The organism is Enterobacter cloacae complex sp. 394F7 (assembly GCF_057320385.1).
This window is the reverse complement of the sequence record NZ_JBXWCS010000015.1, coordinates 13,061-36,760: the sequence shown is the minus strand read 5'-3', so window position 1 is coordinate 36,760 and position 23,700 is coordinate 13,061. Positions and strand designations below refer to the sequence as shown.

Below are 23,700 nucleotides of genomic sequence, written 5' to 3'. Positions count from 1 at the left end.
CTGACGCCACCATTTTTACAGATAGTTAATGGAATCGGTTACAGAATTTTCATAAAAAGTGTGAGGGACGTTAAATTTTTCGATCCGGCTTCAGCCTTCGATGGGATCAACGTCAAGCACCCACTTCACTTTGCGCGCTTCTGGCAGGGTGTTGATCAAGGCCAGCGTGCCGCTGACGATGTGCTGTAAACGGATGCGCGAAGGGTGTTGCAGCAAAATCTGCCAGCGAAAACGTCCGCCGCGCTTGGGGGCCAGCGCCGGAACCGGCCCTAAAATCCACAGTTGATTATCAACCAGCGGGCTGGCCTGCAGAAGGTTTCTCAACTGCTGCAGGAAAAGCGGTGCCTGCTGGTTGTTATGATCTTCCGCGCGGATGATCACGTGGCTGGTCCACGGGGGAAGCTGCATGGTCTGGCGTTCAGCCAGCGCCTGCTCGGCAAACGCGTCATAGCCTTTGTGCAGCAGGGTTTGCAGCAACGGATGCTCAGGATGGTGCGTTTGCAGTACCACTTCGCCCTGTTTCCCGGCGCGTCCCGCGCGTCCGGCCACCTGGGTATAAAGCTGGGCAAAACGCTCGGCTGAGCGGAAATCGGCAGAGAACAGTGCGCCATCGACATCCAGCAGGGCAACCAGCGTCACGTCCGGGAAGTGATGACCTTTAGCCAGCATCTGGGTGCCAATCAGGATGCGCGCGCCACCGCGATGCACTTCTGCCAGCTGCTGTTCCAGCGCCCCTTTACGGCTGGTGGTGTCCCTGTCGATTCGGGAAATGGGCACATCCGGGAAGAACGGCTCCAGGGCCTGTTCCAGCTGTTCAGTGCCCAGACCGACCGGCACGATGTGCGTTGACCCGCATGATGGACACTGACGCGGCACCGGGCGCTGGCTGTCGCAGTGGTGGCAGCGCAAATGGCGCTGGGCCTGATGGAAGGTGTAGTAGTGGTCGCAACGCGGGCATTCTGCGATCCAGCCGCAGTCGTGACACAGCAGTGCCGGGGCAAAGCCGCGTCTGTTGAGGAACAAAATAACCTGATTGCCCGCCTGCAAATGCTGACGCATCCGGGTGATAAGGGCAGGTGCTAACCCCGCCTGCACCTGCTGACCTTTCAGGTCCAGCACGTGTTGAATGGCCGGACGCGCATTCCCCGCGCGACGCGTCAGGCGCAGCATATGGTATTTACGCTGACGAACGTTATGCAGCGTTTCGAGCGCCGGGGTAGCAGAGCCCAGAATAATGGGGATTTGCTCGCTGTGCGCGCGATAGACGGCCAGATCGCGGGCGTGATACCGCCAGCCTTCCTGCTGCTTATAAGAGCTGTCGTGTTCTTCATCAATGACGATGACGCCAAGATTTTTGAACGGTGTAAACAGTGATGAACGGGTGCCAATCACGATCGCCGCTTCGCCGTTTTTCGCTTTCAGCCAGGCGCTGAGGCGTTCGCTGTCATTCAGGCCAGAGTGCAGCACCTCAACCGGCGCATTAAACCGCTCGCGAAAGCGGGCGATGGTTTGCGGCGTCAGGCCAATTTCCGGCACCATCACCAGCGCCTGTTTGCCCTGCGCGAGCACGTTTTCCAGCACACTGAGATAGACTTCTGTCTTGCCGGAACCGGTGACCCCGGCCAGTAGCCAGGCGGAGAAATGGCCGGAGGCACTGTGGATCGCCCCCACGGCGGTGGCCTGCTCGGTGTTCAGGCGCAGGCGATCGCCCGAGACGGAAAATCGCTCCCGCCAGTCATACAGGGCCGGAGCCTCGCTTGCCAGTTCGCTCAGCCCTTTTTTTCGTAGTGCCTGGAGCGCGGTTTCGCTGACTTCCAGCTCATCGACCTGATGGCGCCAGATTTTCCCCTGACGCAGGGCGGCCAGCGCCTGCTGTTGTTTCTGGGAGCGCTTCAGGCTGTTAATGTCCACCGCCTGGCCCTGTTCGGTCGCAAACCAGTACCACATTGGCGCGTGGCTGGCGCGTTTGCCCTGGCGCAGCATAATCGGTAAAGCGTGGAACAGAACATCGCCAATCGGATGATGATAATAATCCGCCGCCCATAGTAGCAGTCGCCAGGTGCTGGTGGAGTAAACGGGCTCGCTGTCGAGCACCTCAACGACCGATTTCAGTTCGTTAAGCGGCAATTCGCTCTTGTCGCTGACGGAGACGACGATCCCTACGCGCTGCTGTTTGCCAAAGGGCACGGTCACGCGACAGCCCGCTTTAACGCTCATGCTGTCGGGCAGCAGATAGTCAAACGTGCGTGGAAGCGGAACGGGCAGGGCAACGTGAGCGACGGGCATCGAATCTTCCTGACTTGAAAAGTGGCGCGTTAGTATACACATTAGTGAAAGCGGCGTGCGGATCAGTTTGCATACGTTGGTCAAATTCTGTATGATTCGCCGCCTTTGGTGTACTTTACGCCAAAGAACTTACATTCAACATCGCGTGGTGTCTGGCGTTAGGGCTGGAAGAGCGACGCGGCCTTAACTGAGGTTCTCCCATGAAAAAAGATATTCACCCGAAATACGAAATGATTACTGCAAACTGCTCTTGCGGTAACTCTATCCAGATCCGCTCTACCGTGGGTCACGATCTGAACCTGGACGTGTGCGGCAAATGCCACCCGTTCTACACTGGTAAGCAGCGTGACGTTGCAACCGGTGGCCGTGTTGACCGCTTCAACAAGCGTTTCAGCATCCCGGGCGCTAAATAAGTTTCCCGAAAAAAAGGCACCGCAAGGTGCCTTTTTTGTATCCGCTTATCAGTATTCCCACGTCTCCGGGTCGATACCCAGTTCACGCATGATCACCTTCGCCTCTTCCGGGATTTCGTCGCTACGCTCTTTGCGCAGGTCGTCATCGTTCGGCAACGGTTGGCCGGTAAACGCATGCAGAAACGCTTCGCACAGCAGTTCGCTGTTGGTTGCGTGGCGCAGGTTGTTCACCTGACGACGCGTACGTTCATCGGTGAGGATCTTCAACACCTTCAGAGGAATGGAAACCGTAATTTTCTTTACTTGCTCACTCTTCTTACCGTGCTCAGCGTATGGGCTGATATATTCGCCGCTCCATTCAGCCATGAGATACCTTTAATCCTCTCAGTCATTAATCTAAAGGTGCAAAACCTGTAACCGTCGGTTTTGAACCGTAAACCTGCGTAGTTTACCGTAGAGACGATACCGTGGCACGGATATTGCCGCTGCAGCGTGCACTAAAGCATATAATTTTAACGGCTATTTGCGCATTGCTCAATCTATACGCAAAGAAGTTTAGATGTCCAGATGTATTGACGTCCATACTTTCAATGTTTACTCTGGTGCCTGACTTTTCACCTAATTAGCCAGGAAGCCTTCACCATGACGCGTAAACAGGCCACCATCGCAGTGCGTAGCGGATTGAATGATGACGAGCAGTACGGCTGTGTTGTCCCGCCGATTCATCTTTCCAGTACCTATAATTTCACCGGATTTAATGAACCCCGTGCGCATGACTACTCGCGTCGTGGCAACCCTACGCGTGATGTTACCCAGCGCGCGCTGGCGGAACTGGAAGGTGGCGCAGGGGCAGTATTAACCAATACCGGCATGTCTGCCATTCATCTGGTGACTACCGTGTTCCTGAAGCCGGGCGATCTGCTGGTTGCGCCGCACGACTGTTACGGCGGCAGCTATCGTCTGTTTGATAGCCTGGCAAAACGCGGTTGTTACCGGGTGTTGTTTGTCGATCAAAATGACGAACAGGCGCTGAAACAGGCGCTGGCAGAGAAGCCGAAGCTGGTGCTGGTGGAAAGTCCAAGCAATCCATTGTTGCGCGTTGTCGATATTGCGAAAATTTGTCAGCTCACAAGGGATGCGGGAGCGATAAGTGTAGTGGATAATACGTTCCTCAGTCCGGCCCTTCAGAACCCACTGGCGCTGGGTGCAGATCTGGTATTGCATTCATGCACTAAATATCTGAATGGCCATTCTGATGTCGTCGCAGGCGTGGTGATTGCAAAAGATCCCGACGTTGTCACTGAACTGGCATGGTGGGCCAATAACATTGGCGTCACCGCCGGGGCCTTCGACAGCTATCTGCTGTTACGCGGGATTCGCACGCTGTCGCCGCGTATGGAGGTGGCGCAGCGCAATGCCCAGGCGATTGTCGATTTCCTGAAAACGCAGCCGCTGGTGAAGAAGCTTTATCACCCGTCGCTGCCTGAAAACCAGGGGCACGAGATTGCCGCGCGTCAGCAGAAAGGGTTTGGCGCGATGTTAAGTTTTGAACTGGACGCTGATGAGCAAACGCTGCGTCGCTTCCTGAGCGGGCTGTCATTGTTTACGCTGGCGGAATCGTTAGGTGGGGTTGAAAGTTTGATCTCCCACGCCGCAACCATGACGCACGCAGGTATGGCACCAGAGGCACGTGCCGCCGCCGGGATTTCTGAGACGCTGCTGCGGATCTCAACCGGTATTGAAGATTCTGAAGATTTAATTGCCGATCTGGAAAATGGCTTCCGGGTCGCAGCCAAGGGGTAATCATGAGTGTGATAGCGCAGGCAGGGGCGAAGGGTCGTCAACTGCACAAGTTTGGTGGTAGTAGTCTTGCTGATGTGAAGTGTTACCTGCGCGTTGCAGGGATCATGACAGAGTATTCACAGCCGGGTGACATGATGGTTGTCTCCGCGGCGGGCAGCACCACCAACCAGCTGATTAGCTGGCTGAAATTGAGCCAGACCGATCGCCTCTCTGCGCATCAGGTGCAACAGTCCTTACGCCGTTACCAGAGCGAGCTGATTGCCGGTTTGCTGCCTGCAGACGTGGCGGATGGGTTGATTAGCGCTTTTACGCATGACCTTGAGCGTCTGGCCGCCCTGCTGGACAGCGGTATTACCGATGCGGTGTACGCCGAAGTGGTGGGGCACGGTGAAGTGTGGTCTGCGCGCCTGATGGCCGCCGTGCTGCAACATCTGGGCGTTGAGGCTGCCTGGCTCGACGCGCGTGATTTCCTGCGTGCCGAACGCGCCGCACAGCCACAGGTGGACGAAGGTCTATCCTACCCGCTGCTGCAACAGTTGCTGGTACAGCATCCGGGTAAACGCATTGTGGTGACCGGCTTTATCAGCCGCAGCAATGCCGGGGAAACCGTGCTGTTGGGGCGTAACGGCTCTGACTACTCGGCGACGCAAATCGGTGCCCTGGCGGGCGTGTCCCGCGTCACCATCTGGAGTGACGTCGCCGGTGTTTACAGCGCTGATCCACGCAAGGTGAAAGACGCCTGCCTGCTGCCGCTGCTGCGCCTGGATGAAGCCAGCGAGCTGGCACGTCTGGCCGCGCCGGTTCTGCACGCGCGTACGCTGCAGCCGGTTTCCGGCAGCGATATCGATTTGCAGTTGCGCTGCAGTTACACCCCGGATCAGGGCTCCACGCGCATCGAACGCGTGCTGGCATCCGGTACGGGGGCGCGTATTGTCACCAGCCACGACGACATCTGCCTGATTGAGTTCCAGGTCCCGGCGGGCCAGGACTTCAAACTGGCGCATAAAGATATCGACACGATCCTCAAACGTGCTCAGGTGCGTCCGCTGGCGGTTGGCGTACATAACGACCGTCAACTGCTGCAGTTCTGCTACACCGCCGAAGTGGCGGACAGCGCGCTAAAAATTTTGGATGAAGCGGGCCTGCCGGGCGAGCTTCGTCTGCGTCAGGGGCTGGCGCTGGTGGCGATGGTGGGCGCGGGCGTCACCCGTAACCCACTGCACTGCCACCGCTTCTGGCAACAGCTGAAAGGGCAACCGGTTGAATTTACCTGGCAGTCGGAAGAGGGCATCAGCCTCGTTGCCGTCCTGCGTAAAGGGCCAACTGAGAGCCTGATTCAGGGTCTGCATACCTCTCTGTTCCGTGCGGAAAAACGCATCGGCCTGGTGTTGTTCGGTAAAGGCAACATCGGTTCTCGCTGGCTGGAGCTGTTCGCGCGCGAGCAGGTCACGCTCTCAGCACGTACCGGCTTTGAATTTATCCTCGCCGGGGTGGTGGACAGCCGCCGCAGTCTGTTGAACTACGAGGGGCTGGATGCCAGCCGCGCACTTGCCTTCTTTAATGATGAAGCGGTTGAACAGGACGAAGAGTCGCTGTTCCTGTGGATGCGCGCGCACCCGTATGACGATCTGGTGGTGCTGGACGTTACTGCCAGCGAACAGCTTGCCGATCAGTATCTTGATTTCGCCAGCCACGGTTTCCACGTCATCAGTGCGAACAAACTGGCGGGGGCAAGCAGCACCGATAAGTACCGTCAGATCCACGACGCGTTCGAAAAAACCGGTCGTCACTGGCTCTATAACGCCACCGTAGGCGCGGGTCTGCCGGTTAACCATACCGTGCGCGATCTGATTGAAAGCGGCGACAGCATTCTGGCGCTGAGCGGTATTTTCTCCGGTACGCTCTCCTGGCTGTTCCTGCAGTTTGATGGCACCGTACCGTTCACTGACCTGGTGGATCAGGCGTGGCAGCAGGGGCTAACCGAACCCGATCCCCGCGTCGATCTTTCCGGTAAAGATGTGATGCGTAAGCTGGTGATCCTGGCGCGTGAAGCCGGTTATGACATTGAACCCGGCGCTGTTCGCGTCGAGTCGCTGGTGCCGGCAGGCTGCGAGGAAGGATCCATTGATCACTTCTTTGAAAACGGTGATGAACTGAACGAGCAGATGCTGCAACGTCTGGAAGCCGCAAACGAGATGGGGCTGGTGCTGCGCTATGTGGCGCGTTTCGAGGCCAACGGTAAAGCGCGTGTGGGGGTTGAGGCGGTGCGTCCTGAACATCCTCTGGCGGCGCTGCTGCCGTGCGATAACGTCTTTGCAATCGAAAGCCGCTGGTACCGCGATAACCCACTGGTGATCCGTGGCCCGGGTGCAGGGCGCGATGTCACCGCCGGGGCGATCCAGTCGGACATCAATCGTCTCGCTAAGTTGCTGTAATCCCGCGTGTTCCCTCTCCCGGTGGGAGAGGGCCAGGGTGAGGGCAACCAACCGCACTCACCCCATCATGAATTTCCTTCATCTTCCCTGAGCATTCCTCACCGTTATTGTTGATTATTTCTGTTGACGTCACTCCGCTTTTCCGTCATTTTTACATCTGGACGTCTAAACGTATAGAAGTTCACAACACAACAAACAACGACACGCGAAAGATAGAGGTAAGGTATGAGCTTTTTTCACGCCAACCAGCGGGAAGCCCTGAATCAGAGCCTGGCCGAAGTAAACGGCCAGATTAACGTCTCTTTTGAATTTTTCCCGCCGCGCACCAGTGAAATGGAGCAAACCCTCTGGAGCTCTATCGATCGCCTGAGCAGCCTGAAACCGAAATTTGTCTCCGTGACCTACGGCGCGAACTCCGGCGAGCGTGACCGTACGCACAGCATTATTAAAGGCATTAAAGACAGAACCGGTCTGGAAGCGGCGCCGCATCTGACCTGTATCGACGCCACCGGTGACGAGCTGCGTGCTATCGCCCAGGATTACTGGAATAACGGGATTCGTCATATCGTCGCCCTGCGCGGCGACCTGCCGCCGGGTAGCGGTAAGCCCGAAATGTATGCGGCGGATCTGGTCGCGCTGCTGAAAGACGTTGCCGATTTTGATATCTCCGTGGCGGCGTACCCGGAAGTGCATCCGGAAGCGAAAAGCGCTCAGGCCGACCTCCTTAACCTGAAGCGTAAAGTGGATGCCGGTGCGAACCGGGCCATTACTCAGTTCTTCTTTGATGTGGAAAGCTACCTGCGCTTCCGCGACCGCTGCGTTTCTGCGGGTATCGACGTGGAAATCATCCCGGGTATTCTGCCGGTCTCTAACTTCAAACAGGCGAAGAAATTTGCCGATATGACCAACGTACGTATTCCACTGTGGATGTCCAAAATGTACGAAGGGCTGGACGATGATCCGGAAACGCGCAAGCTGGTGGGTGCCAATATCGCAATGGACATGGTGAAAATTTTAAGTCGGGAAGGGGTAAAAGATTTCCACTTCTACACGCTGAACCGCGCGGAAATGAGCTACGCCATTTGTCATACGCTCGGTGTTCGCCCGGCGTAATAAACATCAAGCCCTCCTGAATGGAGGGCTTTTTAGTCTGGCTAAAAGTTAAAAGGTATTAGCTATCGAATCTGTGGATTAATTCAACTATATCTTATTGCTAGTGGTGTATATCGTAACGGTAACACTGTAAAAGGGAGCATAGCGATGAGCACGTCAGACGAGAGCAATAAAGCGGCATCAGTCGGCAAATGCCCGTTCCACCAGGGCGGCGTCGATCACAGCGCGGGGGCAGGTACAGGCAGCCGCGACTGGTGGCCAAAACAACTCCGCATCGATCTTCTTAACCAACATTCCAATCGTTCGAACCCTCTGGGAGAAGACTTCGACTACCGCAAAGAATTTAGCAAGCTGGATTACTCCGCCCTCAAGGGCGATCTCAAAGCACTCTTAACCGACTCTCAACCGTGGTGGCCTGCCGACTGGGGCAGCTATGCGGGCCTGTTTATTCGCATGGCCTGGCACGGTGCGGGAACCTATCGCTCCGTTGACGGACGCGGCGGTGCCGGACGCGGTCAACAGCGCTTTGCGCCGCTGAACTCCTGGCCAGATAACGTCAGTCTGGATAAAGCTCGCCGTCTGCTGTGGCCGATCAAGCAAAAATATGGTCAAAAAATCTCCTGGGCTGACCTGTTTATTCTTGCGGGTAACGTGGCGCTGGAAAACTCCGGCTTCCGCACCTTTGGTTTTGGTGCCGGGCGTGAAGATGTCTGGGAACCGGATCTCGACGTTAACTGGGGGGATGAAAAAGCCTGGCTGACCCATCGTGACCCGGAAGCGCTGGCGAAACGTCCGCTGGCGGCCACTGAAATGGGGCTGATCTACGTTAACCCGGAAGGACCAAACGCCAGCGGTGAACCGCTGTCCGCGGCGGCAGCCATCCGCGCAACCTTCGGCAACATGGGGATGAACGACGAAGAGACCGTGGCGCTGATCGCTGGTGGTCATACGCTCGGCAAGACCCACGGCGCGGGTGAAGCAACACATGTTGGCACAGACCCGGAAGCGTCTCCGATTGAAGCGCAGGGCCTGGGCTGGGCCAGCACGCACGGTACCGGTATTGGCGCTGACGCCATTACTTCCGGTCTGGAAGTCATCTGGTCACAAACCCCGACCCAGTGGAGCAACTACTTCTTCGAGAACCTGTTCAAATACGAATGGGTACAAACCCGTAGCCCGGCCGGTGCGATTCAGTTTGAAGCCGTGGACGCGCCTGAGATCATGCCAGACCCGTTCGACCCGTCGAAAAAACGCAAACCCACCATGCTGGTTACCGACCTGACGCTGCGTTTTGATCCGGAATTCGAAAAAATTTCCCGTCGCTTCCTGAACGATCCGCAGGCTTTCAACGAAGCCTTCGCCCGCGCGTGGTTCAAACTGACCCACCGCGATATGGGGCCAAAATCGCGTTATCTTGGCCCGGAAGTGCCGAAAGAAGATCTGATCTGGCAGGATCCGCTGCCGGAGGCAGTATTCAATCCGACCAAAGAGGACATTGAGAGCCTGAAGGCGGAAATTGCAGCATCCGGGCTCTCCGTGAGCGAACTGATTTCCGTGGCATGGGCATCGGCCTCAACCTTCCGCGGCGGTGACAAGCGTGGCGGTGCCAACGGTGCGCGTCTGGCGCTTGCGCCTCAGCGCAACTGGGATGTTAACGCCGCAGCCGTACGTGCATTGCCTGCTCTGGAAGCTATTCAGCGCACCACCAATAAAGCCTCACTGGCCGATATTATCGTGCTCGCGGGTGTGGTAGGCGTTGAGCAGGCGGCGAAAGCGGCAGGCGTTTACGTCACCGTACCGTTCACGCCGGGCCGTGTGGATGCACGTCAGGATCAGACGGATATCGATATGTTTAACCTGCTTGAACCGATTGCTGACGGTTTCCGTAACTATCGTGCGCAGGTTGATGTTTCCACCACCGAATCGCTGCTGATTGATAAAGCCCAGCAGTTGACGTTAACCGCACCAGAAATGACGGTGCTGATTGGCGGCCTGCGCGTACTGGGTGCAAACTTTGACGGCAGTAAAAATGGTGTGTTCACCAACCGCGAAGGCGTGCTGAGCAATGACTTCTTCGTGAACCTGCTGGATATGAACACCCAGTGGAAGGCGACCGATGAATCGAATGAGCTATTTGCCGGAAGCGATCGCACCAGCGGTGAAGTGAAATACACTGCCACTCGCGCTGACCTGGTCTTCGGCTCTAACGCTGTCCTTCGCGCGCTGGCAGAGGTGTACGCCAGCAGTGATGCTCACGAGAAGTTCGTTCGCGACTTCGTTGCAGCGTGGGCGAAGGTGATGGATCTGGACCGTTTTGACGTGAAATAACCATTGAGCCGGGTACGCGTAGCGCACCCGGCTTTTTTTGTTACTCCCACTCCTGCAGGAAACGCTGTCCATACTGGTCGGCAACCAGCAGTGCCGCGTAAACCTGATCCGGCGACACGCCACCCGGCATGTTGTGAATGGTCTCTCCCTCAGCGCAAGACGCTTCGGCAATAAGGCGCATTTTGGCCGGAATGTCTTCTTTGATGTTCAGCTGCGCCAGCGTGATCGGCAATCCAACGCTGTGGCAAAGCGCCGCGACGGTTTCGATCTCCTCAACCGGCGCGTTTTCCAGCACCAGTTGCGTCAGCGTACCAAACGCCACTTTTTCACCGTGGTAGAAGTGATGCGCATCCGGCACTGCCGTCATCCCGTTGTGAATGGCATGCGCTGCCGCCAGCCCGCCGCTTTCAAACCCTACGCCGCTCAGATAGGTATTAGCTTCGATAATGCGTTCCAGCGCCGGGGTTACTACGTGCTGCTCGGCGGCCAGCATCGCTTTCTCGCCCTCTTCAATCAGCGTGTTGTAGCACAGCTCGGCCAGCGCTAACGCGGCCTGCGTGCACTTGCCGCCCGCCATGGTGGTCGCGCCGCTGCGCGAGCAGGCGCGTGCTTCAAACCAGGTGGCAAGGGCATCGCCAATTCCGGCGGCCAGCAGACGCGGCGGCGCACCAGCCACCACTTTGGTGTCGACAATCACCATATTGGGGTTATGCGGCAGCATCAGATAGCGTTCGAATTCGCCGCTGTCGGTATAAATCACAGAAAGGGCGCTGCACGGGGCATCGGTGGAGGCGATAGTCGGGGCGATAGCGACCGGCACGTCCATAAAATGTGCCAGCGCTTTGGCGGTATCCAGCGTTTTACCGCCGCCAATACCCAGCACCGCCATGCAGTCCGCACTGTCGGCCAGTTTTTTCAGACGATCGATCTCATTCTGCGAACATTCGCCGCCAAACGGCGCGATTTCGGCATGTAGCTCTGCATTTTTAAAACTCTGGCGCAGGGTCTCTTCGGCAAAACCCAGCACAAATTTATCGCCAACAACCAGCCAGCGTGTAGCCAGAGGTTTCAGATAGTCGCCGAGACGGGTGAGAACATCAGCGCCCTGGATATATTTCCCCGGCGATTGAATGATACGGTCCATAACATATCTCCCTTAGAGGTTGAGGTTACCAAACGCGTTTTTCCAGTCCTGCTCGAACTTCTCTATTGCTGACTCTACCGCCGGCGTGCCGAGCATTTGTTGCGCTACATCTAAGGGAAGCGTGATTGCTTCACATCCGGCGAGCAGGCAGTCCAGCGCCTGGCGTGGCGTTTTGAAGCTGGCTGCCAGCACCTTGCTCTCCGGTGCATGCTGTTCCAGCAGGGATTGCAGCTCCTGAACCATGCGAATGCCGTCCCCGCCCTGGGCATCCACGCGGTTTACGTATGGCGCGACATATTTTGCCCCGGCCAGCGCGGCCAGCAGGCCTTGCGCGGCGCTGTACACGGCGGTACCCAGCGTAGTGATGCCCGCTGTTTTTAGCGCCTTAATGGCGATAAGCCCCTGGGCTGTGACCGGGATTTTCACCACGATATCCGGGATAGCATTGCTCAGGCGTTTGGCTTCGGCCACCATGCCTTCTGCGTCGCGGCTCATTGTCTGGGCGAACAGCCTGCCTTTCGGACCAATGGCGCTTTGCAGGCGCGGCAGCACCTCCCAGATTGACTCACGGCTGGCGGCAATGATGCTCGGATTGGTGGTGACGCCTGCAAGGGGGAAAACGCGCGCAAGGCGTTCTACTTCTGCCACGTTGGCGGTATCGAGATACAGTTCCATTATTTTTCCTCGTTTTAGAGTTCTAATTCGTGTTGCAGCAGGGAAGCGATAGCCTCCTGGGAACTGGCATTAACCAGAGCACTGCGAAAATCGTTATGCATGATGCGACGGGCCAGGCGGGAGAAAATACGCATATGCTGGTCGCCAGCAGCGTGTTTATTCAGCGTCAGCATGATGATGAATTGTGCCTCCTCGTCACCCCACATAACGGGCGCTTTCAGGCGTGCGACGCTGATAGTGGATTGCTCAATGTGTTCTGATTTGCTGTGTGGAATGGCGAATCCAAAACCCAACCCGGTGGAAAATACGGCTTCGCGTGCCCATAAATCGGCTTCCAGCTTGCGCGGATAGCGGCATCGCCCGGCGAGCAAAAGGTTATCGGTCATGCCTTTCATGACCTCTTCTTTACTGTTCCAGTCGTTATCCAGAGAAATACAGCGTGGCGTCACCAGTGGCGTATCCTGCTGATTCATACGGAACTGGGCGAGCAGATGTTCTACTTCAAGCGAGGTGCGACACGCCATGGCCTGGTTCAACAACTGGCGACAGGCGCGGCTATCAAGCTGCGCCAGGCGTGCTTTGGTGGCAGGAATGGCAGGGGAGCCCATGCTCAGTTCGTCCAGCCCCAGACCCACCAGCAGCGGCAGCACCGACCCTTTCGCGCCTAACTCACCGCAGAGGCCAATCCACTTACCCTGACGGTGAACGGCCTGCACCGCGTAGTCCAGCGCCCGCAGAAAGGCGGGGTTCAGGCTGTTGTAATGGCGCGTGACTTTTGCGTTGTCGCGGTCCACGGCCAGCAGATACTGTGTCAGGTCATTGCTGCCGATGCTAAAGAAATCAATCTCTTCGCAGCACTGATCGATGATGAACATCACCGAGGGGACTTCCAGCATAATGCCGAGTGGGATTTTCTCATCAAACGGAATATGTTCAGCCCGGAGCTGTTGCTTCGCGTCGGCGAGCTTCTCTTTTACCCACAGGATCTCCTCCATAGAGGAGATCATCGGGATCATGATCTTAAGGTTTCCGTGGGCAGAGGCGCGAAGGATCGCCCGAAGCTGGGTCGTGAACAGCGAAGAATACTCTTCATATATGCGTACGGCGCGGTAGCCGAGGAAGGGATTGTTCTCAGCTGGAATATTCAGGTACTCCACCGGCTTGTCGCCGCCGATATCCATAGTACGCACAATAATGCTACGGCTATTTGCACTTTCCAGTGCCTGACAGAAAATGTTGTATAACTCGTTTTCGCCGGGTGCGCTGGCACGATCCATATAGAGCATTTCCGTGCGGAACAGGCCCACGCCTTCGGCACCATTTCTAAATGCTGCCTGGGCCTCCACCGCGTGGGCAATATTGGCGGCAATTTCTACCCGCAGGCCGTCGGCGGTTCTGGCTTCACGGTCAAGCCAGACGCGCTGTTGCTCGCGTATCGCCTGCTGGACGCGCGCTTCCTGCTGATAGTAACGCGCTACGGCGTCGCTGCCATTGACGACCACCGCACCGGCATTGCCGTCCACAAATACAGGCTGATTGCGCCATTGCAGTAGGCTTTCACTGTTGACGCTAACCAGCGTCGGAATATTGAAGGAACGCGCGAGGATCACGGTATGCGAGGTGGTGCCGCCACTTTTCAGCAGCAGTCCTTTAAGCTGCGTTTTATCGAGTTCAAGAAACTGACCGGGAGTCAGATCGTCAGCAAGGCAGATGCTCGGCTGCGTCAGCTGGCCGTGAGCCGGGAAACGCGCTTCACCATAGATATGTTGTAAAAGCTGGTAGCAGATGTCGCGCACGTCGAGCACCCGCTCCTGCAAATAGGTGCTGCTGGAACGGGAGAACGTGTCGCAGAAATGGTTCGCCGTGGCGATGATGGCCTGGGCGCAGCTTAGACCCTGGCTGACCCCTGACAGGAGGTGCTGACGCAGCGAGGTATCTGTAGCCAGCGAGCGGTGGGCTTCAAGAATAGCGCTGGCAGTACTGTCGCTGTCCAGGGCGCGCAGCTCAATGTGTTTGATCAGCTGCGTCAGGCCGTTATCCAGCGCCGACTGCTCAGCTTCCACGCTTTGCACGTCGGGCAAATCGGTCAGGGCGTTGAGATCCAGCGAGGACAATAACGTCAGGACGCCATGTGCACTCCCGCTGCATACCGGAGTAGCGCGAAACAGCGTCGGGTTCAGGCGTGTCAGGGATTCAGGCAAGGGATCCAGCTCCGTGCTGATTACCCCTTCAAGCGGCGCGTCGCAATGCGGAAATTCCTCTCTTAGCCACAACTCCAGCCGCTGCCGGGCATGCTGCTCGTCTTCACCGTTTATCACCAGGCGGCAGGCATCGCCTGCCAGCGTATCGGTACCAATCAGCGCCAGCGCGCTTTTGGCATCGCCTTTACGATCCGTACGCAGGTTATGCCACTCAATTTGCGAGATAAACGTGTTGCACAGCGTTTCTACATGACTTGCAGGACGCGCGTGAACGCCGTTGGGCAATTCACAGGTAAATTCCACTACCAGAGCCATACACACTCCTGAAACTAATCGTCAATTATGCGGAACAGCATACGAGCGTGATGATGAGGCGCGCCATGTGACAAAACTGCCAAAAACTGGACAAATGTAATGTCACCTTAAAATTGAGATTTCACTCACAAGTTGCGACCGTTTGCGTAATGCGAAGTCGATGAGAAATGTCGAGGCGGATCGCATTTTCATTCCGATATTACAAAAATCCAGTAAATGGCCTTTTTGTCTCCTGTCCGCCGTCTTCCTGATTGCCTATTGTTTGCCACAACATCTTTGTGGATAAAGGCCTGGAGCGGCATATGAAAGCGTTGGTGCATATTCTCAAGAACACGCGACAGCATCTGATGACAGGGGTGTCGCACATGATCCCGTTTGTGGTCTCGGGCGGCATTCTGCTGGCGGTTTCGGTCATGCTATACGGCAAAGGTGCGGTGCCCGATGCCGCAACCGATCCCAATCTGAAAAAGCTCTTTGACATCGGTGTGGCGGGTTTAACGCTGATGGTGCCATTCCTCGCCGCCTATATTGGTTATTCCATTGCAGAACGCGCCGCGCTTGCTCCCTGTGCTATTGCCGCCTGGGTGGGCAACAGCTTCGGTGCAGGGTTCTTTGGCGCAATTATCGCCGGGATTTTCGGTGGCATTGTCGTCTGGTATCTGAAAAAGCTGCCCGTGCCGAAAGTGCTGCGTTCCGTTATGCCTATCTTCATCATCCCGATTATCGGCACGTTTATTACCGCAGGCATCATGATGTGGGGACTGGGCGAGCCTGTAGGCGCGCTTACTACCGGTCTCACCCAGTGGCTGCAAGGCATGCAGCAGGGCAGCATTGTGGTCCTCGCCATTATTATCGGTCTCATGCTGGCGTTCGACATGGGCGGCCCGGTCAACAAAGTGGCGTATGCCTTCATGCTGATTTGCGTTGCGCAAGGCGTCTATACCGTCGTTGCAATTGCCGCCGTGGCTATTTGCATACCGCCGCTGGGGTTAGGCCTGGCAACGCTTATCGGCCGTAAGAATTTTACCGGTGAAGAACGTGAAGCAGGTAAAGCGGCGCTGGTGATGGGCTGCGTGGGTGTCACCGAGGGAGCGATTCCGTTTGCCGCAGCGGACCCGCTACGCGTGATTCCTTCCATTATGTTGGGCTCCGCCTGCGGCGCGGTCACGGCTGCGGTTATGGGCGCGCAATGCTATGCCGGATGGGGCGGGTTAATTGTGCTTCCCGTGGTGGACGGCAAGCTCGGCTATATCGCTGCGGTTGCCGTGGGTGCAGTGGTGACGGCGGTCAGCGTCAACGTGCTAAAGCGTATTGCCCGAAAGAACACAAAGCAGGTCGAGGAAAAAGAGGATGACCTGGATCTGGATTTCGAAATTAACTGAGTGAGGAAGAGAACATGGCCCGAATTATCGCAGTAACCGCATGTCCGTCTGGCGTTGCCCATACCTATATGGCTGCCGAAGCGCTGGAAAGCGCCGCAAAAGCGAAAGGCTGGGAAGTGAAGGTAGAAACGCAGGGGTCGATTGGTCTTGAGAACGAACTGACGGCAGAGGATATCGCCGCAGCAGATATGGTGATCCTGACTAAAGATATCGGCATTAAATTCGAAGAGCGTTTTGCCGGGAAAACCATCGTGCGCGTCAATATCAGCGACGCGGTAAAACGTGCCGACGCCATCATGAACAAAATCGATGCCCACCTGGCGCAAACCGCCTGATGCTCTCCCGCCCTTCGGGGCGGGCTGGTTTTTTCCGTTACAGGAGTTCCCTCATGACGAATCGTATACCGCGTTTGAAAAATGCGCTCTTTGCCAACCCTCGCGAGATCTCGCTTGAACGTGCGCTGCTCTATACAGCCAGCCATCAACAGACGGAAGGCGAACCGGTTATTCTCCGTCGCGCGAAAGCAACGGCGCACATTCTCGACCATGTGGAAATCGCGATTCGTGATGAAGAACTGATTGCCGGAAACCGCACCGTTAAGCCGCGTGCAGGCATTATGTCACCGGAGATGGATCCCTACTGGTTGCTTAAGGAACTGGACCAGTTCGCCACCCGTCCGCAGGATCGCTTTGAAATCAGCGATGAGGATAAGCAGACCTACCGTGAGGTGCTGTATCCCTATTGGGAAAACCGGTCGATGAAAGATTTCATCAACAGCCAGATGACGGAGGAGGTGAAGGCCGCCGTAGGGACGCAGATTTTTAGCGTCAACCAGACGGATAAAGGGCAGGGGCATATCATTATTGATTATCCTCGCCTGCTTAATAACGGGCTGGGCGCGCTGGTGGCGGAAATGCGTGAACGCTGCGCTCGTGATACGCAAAACACGTTCTATGCAGCGGCGCTCATTCTGCTCGAAGCGTCCCAGCGCCATATTCTGCGTTATGCGGCGCTCGCTGAAGAACTGGCTCAGAGCAGCGATGCTACTCGCCGCGAAGAATTGCTGGCAATGGCCGACATCTCGCGACACAACGCACAGCATAAGCCGCAAACCTTCTGGCAGGCGTGTCAGCTGTTCTGGTACATGAACGTCATTTTGCAGTACGAATCTAACGCCAGTTCGCTCTCCATCGGGCGTTTTGACCAGTATATGCTTCCGTTTTATCAGGCCTCGTTAACGCAGGGAGACGATCCAGCGTTTCTGAAAGAGTTGCTGGAGTCGCTATGGGTGAAGTGTAACGATGTGGTGCTCTTGCGCTCGACCAGCAGCGCCCGTTATTTTGCAGGGTTCCCGACCGGGTATACCGCGCTGCTGGGTGGCCTGACGGAAAACGGGCGTAGCGCGGTGAACGTGCTTTCGTTCCTGTGTCTGGATGCCTACCAGAGCGTTCAGCTTCCCCAGCCTAACCTCGGCGTACGGGTAAACGAACTGATCGACCGGCCTTTCCTGCTGAAAACAGCGGAGACTATTCGGCTGGGTACCGGCATTCCACAGATTTTTAACGATGAAGTAATAGTACCTGCCTTTTTGAATCGCGGCGTGTCGCTGGAAGATGCGCGTGACTATGCGGTTGTCGGCTGCGTTGAACTGTCGATTCCAGGGAAAACTTACGGCCTGCATGATATCGCCATGTTTAACCTGCTGAAGGTAATGGAAATCGCCATGCAGGAGAACGAAGGTAATAGCGGGCTGACGTACGAGGGGTTAATTGAACATATACGCGCCAGGATTAATCACTACATTGCACTGATGGTGGAAGGAAGCAACATTTGCGATATCGGCCATCGCGACTGGGCACCCGTGCCGTTGCTCTCCTCCTTTATCAGCGACTGTCTGGAAACGGGGAAAGACATTACTGACGGTGGCGCGCGCTATAACTTCTCCGGCGTGCAGGGGATTGGTATTGCTAATTTGAGCGACTCGCTTCACGCCCTGAAAGGGCTGGTGTTTGAACAGCAGCGCTTAAGTTTTGACGAGCTGCTGGCGGTGTTAAAAGCGAATTTTGCCACCCCGGAGGGCGAAAAGGTGCGCGCGCGGCTGATCAATCGCTTTGAGAAATACGGTAATGATATCGACGATGTCGACAATATCAGTGCGGAACTGCTGCGCCATTACTGTAAAGAGGTCGAAAAATACCGCAACCCGCGTGGTGGAATCTTCACGCCTGGCTCGTATACCGTCTCCGCCCATGTGCCGCTTGGCGCGGTCGTGGGGGCTACGCCGGATGGCCGCCTGGCGGGCGAACAGCTGGCGGATGGAGGGCTTTCTCCGATGCTCGGCCAGGATATGCAGGGGCCGACGGCTGTGCTGAAGTCGGTGAGCAAGCTGGATAACTATCTGTTATCTAACGGTACGCTGCTAAACGTTAAATTCACCCCCGCCACGCTGGAAGGCGATGCCGGGTTGCAGAAGCTGGCGGACTTCCTCCGTGCGTTTACGCAGCTTAAGTTACAGCATATCCAGTTCAACGTGGTCAACGCGGAAACCCTGCGTGAGGCGCAACGGCGTCCTCAGGATTTTGCCGGGCTGGTGGTACGCGTTGCCGGCTACAGCGCCTTCTTTGTTGAGCTGTCAAAGGAGATCCAGGATGACATTATCCGTCGGACCGCGCATCAACTGTGACGTCGTTGAAACACGCGCCGACGTAGCGCGTATTTTCAATATTCAGCGTTATTCGTTGAACGACGGAGCAGGTATTCGCACGGTAGTCTTTTTCAAAGGCTGTCCTCACCGTTGCCCGTGGTGCGCCAATCCTGAGTCGATCTCGCCGAAAATAGAGACGGTTCGCCGGGAGAGCAAATGTTTGCACTGCGCTCCCTGCCTGCGTGATGCGGACGAGTGCCCGTCCGGCGCGTTTGAACGCATCGGACGCGACGTGACGCTGGACGAGCTGGAACGCGAAGTGATGAAGGATGACGTCTTCTTTCGCTCATCGGGAGGCGGGGTGACGCTGTCAGGCGGGGAAGTATTAATGCAGGCACCCTTTGCGACGCAGCTGCTTAAGCGTTTGCGCCGCTACGGTATTCATACCGCTATTGAGACGGCGGGAGATGCGCCCCTGTCCCGATTGCTGCCGCTGGCACGCCAGTGTGATGAAGTACTGTTTGACCTGAAGATTATGGATCCTGAGCAGGCACGTTCGGTGACGGCAGTAAATCTTCCCAGAGTGCTGGAAAACCTTACGCAGCTGGTGGCCGAAGGCATAAACGTCATCCCCCGTGTGCCGCTTATTCCGGGCTATACGCTAACTGACGCCAACATGGCGAGCGTGCTGGCATTTTTATTACCTTCAGGGATACGGCAGCTGCATTTATTACCGTTTCACTCTTATGGTGAACCAAAATACCGTCTGCTTGGTCAACAATGGTCGATGCGGGAGGTGAGTCCTCCGACAGCTGACGAGGTCGCGGCAATGCGCCGTATGGCCGAAGATAAAGGGTTTCATGTCACCATTGGAGGTTAAAAATGACAGTAATAGCAGGGCGTCATCTGGTGGCGGTAACCGCGTGCGTGAGCGGCGTGGCGCATACGTACATGGCCGCAGAACGGCTGGAGCGGATTTGCCAGCAGGAGAAATGGTCAGTGCGCATTGAGACGCAAGGGGCGTTAGGCATTGAAAGTGAGCTGACGGAGGATGATATCCGCCGCGCCGATGTCGTATTACTTATCACGGATATTGAGCTGGCGGGCAACGAACGCTTCGAATCCGCCCGCTATGTGAAATGCGGCATTAATGCTTTCCTGCGGGACCCGCAAAAGGTCATGGCAGCGGTACGAAAAATGGTATCCGCACCGCAGCATACGCAGGTCATTCTGGATTAGCCGCTTTTCCGATTAGCTGGCTGTGATACTGACGACGGTATTCCGACGGCGAGCGCTCCGTGTTTTTACGGAATAAACGGCAGAAATAGTTACTGTCGACAAACCCGCAGGCATGCGCCACTTCTTTTATCTTTAAGTCATACCCTTTCAGCAACTGACGCGCGTGCTCCAGCCGCGTGTGGGTCAGGTACTCATTAAAACCTACCGCGCCGGTTTTCTGAAAAAGATGCGATAAATAGTTCGGAGAGATGTAAAACGCCTGCGCTACGGATTCCCGGGTAAGCGGGGTCGCATAATGTTCATCGATATAAACGCGAATAGCTTCAAACAGCGCCTGACTGCGGGAGGCGGTCTGGATCTGGCTACCCAACAAATCGACGCAGTGGCTAAGCAGGCTGGCAACAATCAGTCGCGCTGTTTGCTGCTCGTGCGGCTGCATCTGCATTTCATGAAGCGTCTGTAACAGGAAGGATCCGATGCGTGGCCCCCGACGGGCGACGTGCTGTTTTGCAAGATTACGAGCATCCACGCCGTTCCAGTGTAAAAGACTAAATCCAAGCTGCTGTTTACCAAACAGGATGCTCAGCGTTGTCGCGGGCGTTTGCCATTGCGGATCGTTCCAGCCTCCCGCCGGGACGTATAAAACATCACCCTGCTGTAATACGCAAGCCGCCTGGTCTTTCACCGAGCCTTCGAGCACGATCTCCAGACGGGGGAAATCAACCTGCAGGGCGAGTTCGGGTGCGCAGAGGGCGGGGTTGGCGAAATGAACCTGACGTAGCGGCATCGTACCGCTAATCAGGTCAGTCAGGATGTGAGTAATATCATGCTGCATGGTGTAAATACCGAGGTATTGCCGGGTGGCGCTGACGCTTACCCGGCCTACCTGTCGTAGGCCCGGCAAGCGAAGCGCCGCCGGGCAGTGAGCATTAGCCGGTGTTACGCATACCCGCTGCAACGCCCGCAATTGTCACCATCAGCGCTTGTTCAACGCGTGGATCCGGATCTTTACCTTCCTCTTCCGCCAGACGCGAACGGTGCAGCAGCTCCGCCTGCAGGACGTTCAGTGGGTCGGTATAGATGTTACGCAGCTGGATAGACTCGGCAATCCACGGCAGATCGGCCATCAGATGGGAGTCGTTGGCGATATCCAGCACCACTTTGATGTCGCCTTCCAGCAGTTCGCGCAGCTCTTTACCCAGCGCCCACAGCTCTGGTTTCACCAGACGCTGATCGTAGTATTCCGCCAGCCACAGGTCAGCTTTCGAGAAGACCATCTCCAGCATACCCAGACGGGTAGAGAAGAATGGCCAGTCGCGGCACATGGTTTCCAGTTCGTTCTGTTTGCCATCTTCCACCACCTTCTGCAGCGCCGCACCGGCACCCAGCCAGGCTGGCAGCATCAGACGGTTCTGCGTCCAGGCGAAGATCCACGGGATTGCACGCAGAGACTCCACGCCGCCGGTCGGACGACGCTTAGCCGGACGTGAACCCAGCGGCAGTTTACCCAGCTCCTGCTCTGGCGTAGCAGAGCGGAAGTAAGGTACGAAGTCTTTGTTTTCACGCACGTAACCGCGGTACAGGTCGCATGAGATGTCAGACAGCTCATCCATAATGCGGCACCAGGATTCTTTCGGCTCCGGCGGTGGCAGCAGGTTTGCTTCGAGAATCGCACTGGTATAGAGCGACAGGCTGCTGATGGTCACTTCCGGCAGGCCGTATTTGAAGCGGATCATCTCGCCCTGTTCGGTCACGCGCAGCCCGCCTTTCAGGCTTCCCGGCGGCTGAGAGAGCAGCGCCGCGTGCGCAGGCGCACCGCCACGGCCAATGGAGCCACCGCGACCGTGGAACAGCGTCAGCTCAATACCGGCTTTCTCGCAGGTTTTGATCAGCGCGTCCTGCGCCTGATACTGCGCCCAGGATGCCGCCATCACGCCCGCATCTTTTGCGGAGTCGGAATAGCCGATCATCACCATCTGTTTGCCCTGAATAAAGCCGCGATACCAGTCGATGTTCAGCAGCTGGGTCATTACATCATTGGCGTTGTTCAGGTCGTCGAGGGTTTCAAATAGCGGGGCGACCGGCAGGGCATAGTCGATACCGGCTTCTTTCAGCAGCAGGTGAACGGCCAGCACGTCGGACGGGGTTTTCGCCATCGAGATCACATAGGCGGCGACCGATCCTTTTGGCGCATCCACGATCGCTTTACAGGTGTTGAGAACTTCGCGGGTTTCGTTGCTTGGCTCCCAGTTGCGTGGCAGCAGAGGACGCTTGGAGTTCAGCTCGCGGATCAGGAAGGCCTGTTTGTCGGCTTCAGACCAGCTTTCGTAGTCGCCAATGCCAAGATAACGGGTCAGTTCGCCCAGCGCTTCGGTATGGCGGGTGCTCTCCTGACGCACGTCGATACGCACCAGCGGCACGCCAAAACACTTCACGCGGCGCAGGGTGTCGAGTAGTTCGCCATTGGCGATGATGCCCATCCCGCAGGCCTGTAGTGATTTATAGCAAGCGTATAGCGGTTCCCAGAGCTGTTCGTTCTGGCTCAGCAGACCTTCCGGCTTCGGCAGGCGCTGGCCTTTCAGGCGTGCTTCCAGCCAGGCCTGGGTCGCCATCAGCTGGCTGCGCAGTTTTTTCATCAGGAAACGATACGGCTCGCTGGCACCTTCTTCACCGGCCAGCGCGCGCAGTTCTGGCGTTGCTTCCACCATCGACAGCTCGGAGATCAGCACCTGAATGTCTTTCAGGAACAGATCGGTGGCTTTCCAGCGGCTCAGCAGCAGCACGTGGCGGGTGATTTCTGCCGTCACGTTCGGGTTACCGTCGCGGTCACCGCCCATCCAGGAGGTAAAGCGTACCGGGACAAAATCTACTGGCAGGCGATAGCCCAGGTTTGCTTCCAGCTGTTCGTTCAGCTCACGCAGGTAGTTCGGAACCCCTTCCCACAGGCTGTTTTCCACCACCGCAAAGCCCCATTTGGCCTCGTCTACCGGGCTTGGGCGATGCTTACGAATTTCATCGGTGTGCCAGGACTGCGCAATCAGCTGGCGCAGACGACGCATCAGCTGGTTACGTTCGTAGTCGGCAATATCTTTGTTATCCAACTGTTTCAGACAGTTGTTCACTTCGACCATTTTGTGGATCAGGGTGCGACGGGTGATTTCGGTTGGGTGGGCGGTCAGCACCAGCTCCAGCGAAAGGGACTCCACCGCTTTTTTAATGGTGGCTTCGTTGAGGTTTGGCTGGTCTTTGAGTTTACGAAGCGTACGGGCAATGACTTCCGGGTTGCTGGCAGCTTCGCCGTTTGGCGAAATGCTATGGTATTGCTCAGCCGTGTTTGCCAGGTTCAGGAACTGGCTGAATGCGCGTGCAACGGGCAGCAGCTCATCGTTAGAGAGGTTCTGCAAGGTGGTGAGCAGCTCCTGACGACTCGCTTCGTTACCGGCACGGGAAGATTTAGACAGCTTGCGGATGGTTTCAACGCGGTCGAGGATGTTTTCCCCCAACGCATCTTTGATGGTATCTCCAAGCACTTTGCCGAGCATACTGACATTACTACGCAACGCGGAATATTGTTCGTTCATAAAAACCCAGTCACCCCATCATTTTTGTTTATGCCCATGCGAAAATCTTCTGGACATTATTTTGTCATCTCCCTTTATAAAGCCACGTAAAACCCCTGTCGTCAATTGCTGCGAAAACGGTTCAGCAAACGAATAAATGCG

General features: G+C 56.5%; 17 protein-coding genes. 10 read left to right on the top strand and 7 right to left on the bottom strand.

The genetic code is table 11. The features are described 5' to 3' along the window. Positions 1-90 precede the first annotated feature (90 nt). Entirely contained in the window at positions 91-2,286 is a 2,196-nt protein-coding gene (gene priA / locus AC2FAK_RS19465) for a primosomal protein N' (RefSeq protein WP_058680507.1), read from the bottom strand. A 200-nt stretch (positions 2,287-2,486) separates the two neighbouring features. Here priA and rpmE point away from each other — a divergent pair, with 200 nt between their 5' ends. Further along, positions 2,487-2,699: a 50S ribosomal protein L31 gene (gene rpmE / locus AC2FAK_RS19460; protein WP_003862040.1), complete on the top strand. Its 213-nt coding sequence runs from the start codon at positions 2,487-2,489 to the stop codon at positions 2,697-2,699. Between the two features lie 48 nt (positions 2,700-2,747). Here the strand turns inward: rpmE and metJ are convergent, their stop codons facing one another. Then, positions 2,748-3,065 carry a met regulon transcriptional regulator MetJ gene (gene metJ, locus AC2FAK_RS19455; protein ID WP_003862042.1) on the bottom strand — a complete coding sequence of 106 codons (318 nt, stop codon included), beginning with the start codon at positions 3,063-3,065 and terminating at the stop codon, positions 2,748-2,750. A gap of 276 nt (positions 3,066-3,341) precedes the next feature. On the opposite strand from metJ, the gene metB reads away from it, so the two are divergent. The 4 genes from metB (at position 3,342) to katG (ending at position 10,378) form a co-directional block, all read left to right on the top strand. Next, positions 3,342-4,502 (top strand): cystathionine gamma-synthase, encoded by a 1,161-nt coding sequence (gene metB / locus AC2FAK_RS19450; protein ID WP_058680508.1) that lies wholly within the window; start codon positions 3,342-3,344, stop codon positions 4,500-4,502. Positions 4,503-4,504: 2 nt separating this feature from the next. Continuing rightward, positions 4,505-6,937 (top strand): bifunctional aspartate kinase/homoserine dehydrogenase II, encoded by a 2,433-nt coding sequence (locus tag AC2FAK_RS19445; protein WP_038420815.1) that lies wholly within the window; start codon positions 4,505-4,507, stop codon positions 6,935-6,937. 225 nt (positions 6,938-7,162) lie between these two features. Beyond that, positions 7,163-8,050, top strand: coding sequence for a methylenetetrahydrofolate reductase (metF, locus tag AC2FAK_RS19440; RefSeq protein WP_013099307.1), 888 nt, complete (start codon positions 7,163-7,165; stop codon positions 8,048-8,050). A 147-nt stretch (positions 8,051-8,197) separates the two neighbouring features. Then, positions 8,198-10,378 (top strand): catalase/peroxidase HPI, encoded by a 2,181-nt coding sequence (gene katG, locus AC2FAK_RS19435; protein ID WP_023621815.1) that lies wholly within the window; start codon positions 8,198-8,200, stop codon positions 10,376-10,378. Positions 10,379-10,418: 40 nt separating this feature from the next. Here katG and gldA read toward each other — a convergent pair whose 3' ends face one another. The 3 genes from gldA to ptsP are packed head-to-tail and all read right to left on the bottom strand — an operon-like array spanning position 10,419 to position 14,713. After that, positions 10,419-11,522 carry a bifunctional L-1,2-propanediol dehydrogenase/glycerol dehydrogenase gene (gldA, locus tag AC2FAK_RS19430; protein ID WP_013099305.1) on the bottom strand — a complete coding sequence of 368 codons (1,104 nt, stop codon included), beginning with the start codon at positions 11,520-11,522 and terminating at the stop codon, positions 10,419-10,421. Between the two features lie 12 nt (positions 11,523-11,534). Beyond that, a complete protein-coding gene (fsa, locus tag AC2FAK_RS19425; protein WP_040020293.1) occupies positions 11,535-12,197 on the bottom strand; it encodes a fructose-6-phosphate aldolase in 663 nt (220 codons plus the stop codon). A gap of 14 nt (positions 12,198-12,211) precedes the next feature. Next, positions 12,212-14,713 (bottom strand): phosphoenolpyruvate--protein phosphotransferase, encoded by a 2,502-nt coding sequence (gene ptsP, locus AC2FAK_RS19420; RefSeq protein WP_095455562.1) that lies wholly within the window; start codon positions 14,711-14,713, stop codon positions 12,212-12,214. Between the two features lie 302 nt (positions 14,714-15,015). On the opposite strand from ptsP, the gene AC2FAK_RS19415 reads away from it, so the two are divergent. From AC2FAK_RS19415 to AC2FAK_RS19395, 5 genes are read left to right on the top strand one after another with little or no spacing between them, the layout of a single operon-like run. Further along, the gene (locus AC2FAK_RS19415; RefSeq protein ID WP_020686915.1) at positions 15,016-16,095 is read left to right on the top strand and encodes a PTS fructose transporter subunit EIIC; all 1,080 of its coding nucleotides are present in this window, start codon (positions 15,016-15,018) and stop codon (positions 16,093-16,095) included. Positions 16,096-16,109: 14 nt separating this feature from the next. Further along, complete coding sequence (locus AC2FAK_RS19410; protein ID WP_029882888.1) at positions 16,110-16,430, top strand: PTS fructose-like transporter subunit IIB; 321 nt, start codon at positions 16,110-16,112, stop codon at positions 16,428-16,430. A gap of 53 nt (positions 16,431-16,483) precedes the next feature. Next, positions 16,484-18,778 (top strand): formate C-acetyltransferase, encoded by a 2,295-nt coding sequence (locus AC2FAK_RS19405; RefSeq protein WP_058680514.1) that lies wholly within the window; start codon positions 16,484-16,486, stop codon positions 18,776-18,778. Further along, positions 18,744-19,619 carry a [formate-C-acetyltransferase]-activating enzyme gene (locus AC2FAK_RS19400; RefSeq protein WP_095455561.1) on the top strand — a complete coding sequence of 292 codons (876 nt, stop codon included), beginning with the start codon at positions 18,744-18,746 and terminating at the stop codon, positions 19,617-19,619. The genes AC2FAK_RS19405 and AC2FAK_RS19400 overlap by 35 nt, the downstream gene beginning before the upstream one ends. 2 nt (positions 19,620-19,621) lie before the next feature. After that, the gene (locus AC2FAK_RS19395) at positions 19,622-19,978 is read left to right on the top strand and encodes a PTS fructose-like transporter subunit IIB (RefSeq protein ID WP_029882885.1); all 357 of its coding nucleotides are present in this window, start codon (positions 19,622-19,624) and stop codon (positions 19,976-19,978) included. On the opposite strand, the gene AC2FAK_RS19390 is transcribed toward AC2FAK_RS19395, so the two are convergent. Then, positions 19,965-20,813: an AraC family transcriptional regulator gene (locus AC2FAK_RS19390; RefSeq protein WP_095455560.1), complete on the bottom strand. Its 849-nt coding sequence runs from the start codon at positions 20,811-20,813 to the stop codon at positions 19,965-19,967. The genes AC2FAK_RS19395 and AC2FAK_RS19390 overlap by 14 nt on opposite strands. 94 nt (positions 20,814-20,907) lie before the next feature. Continuing rightward, the gene (gene ppc / locus AC2FAK_RS19385; protein ID WP_013099302.1) at positions 20,908-23,559 is read right to left on the bottom strand and encodes a phosphoenolpyruvate carboxylase; all 2,652 of its coding nucleotides are present in this window, start codon (positions 23,557-23,559) and stop codon (positions 20,908-20,910) included. Positions 23,560-23,700: the final 141 nt, after the last annotated feature.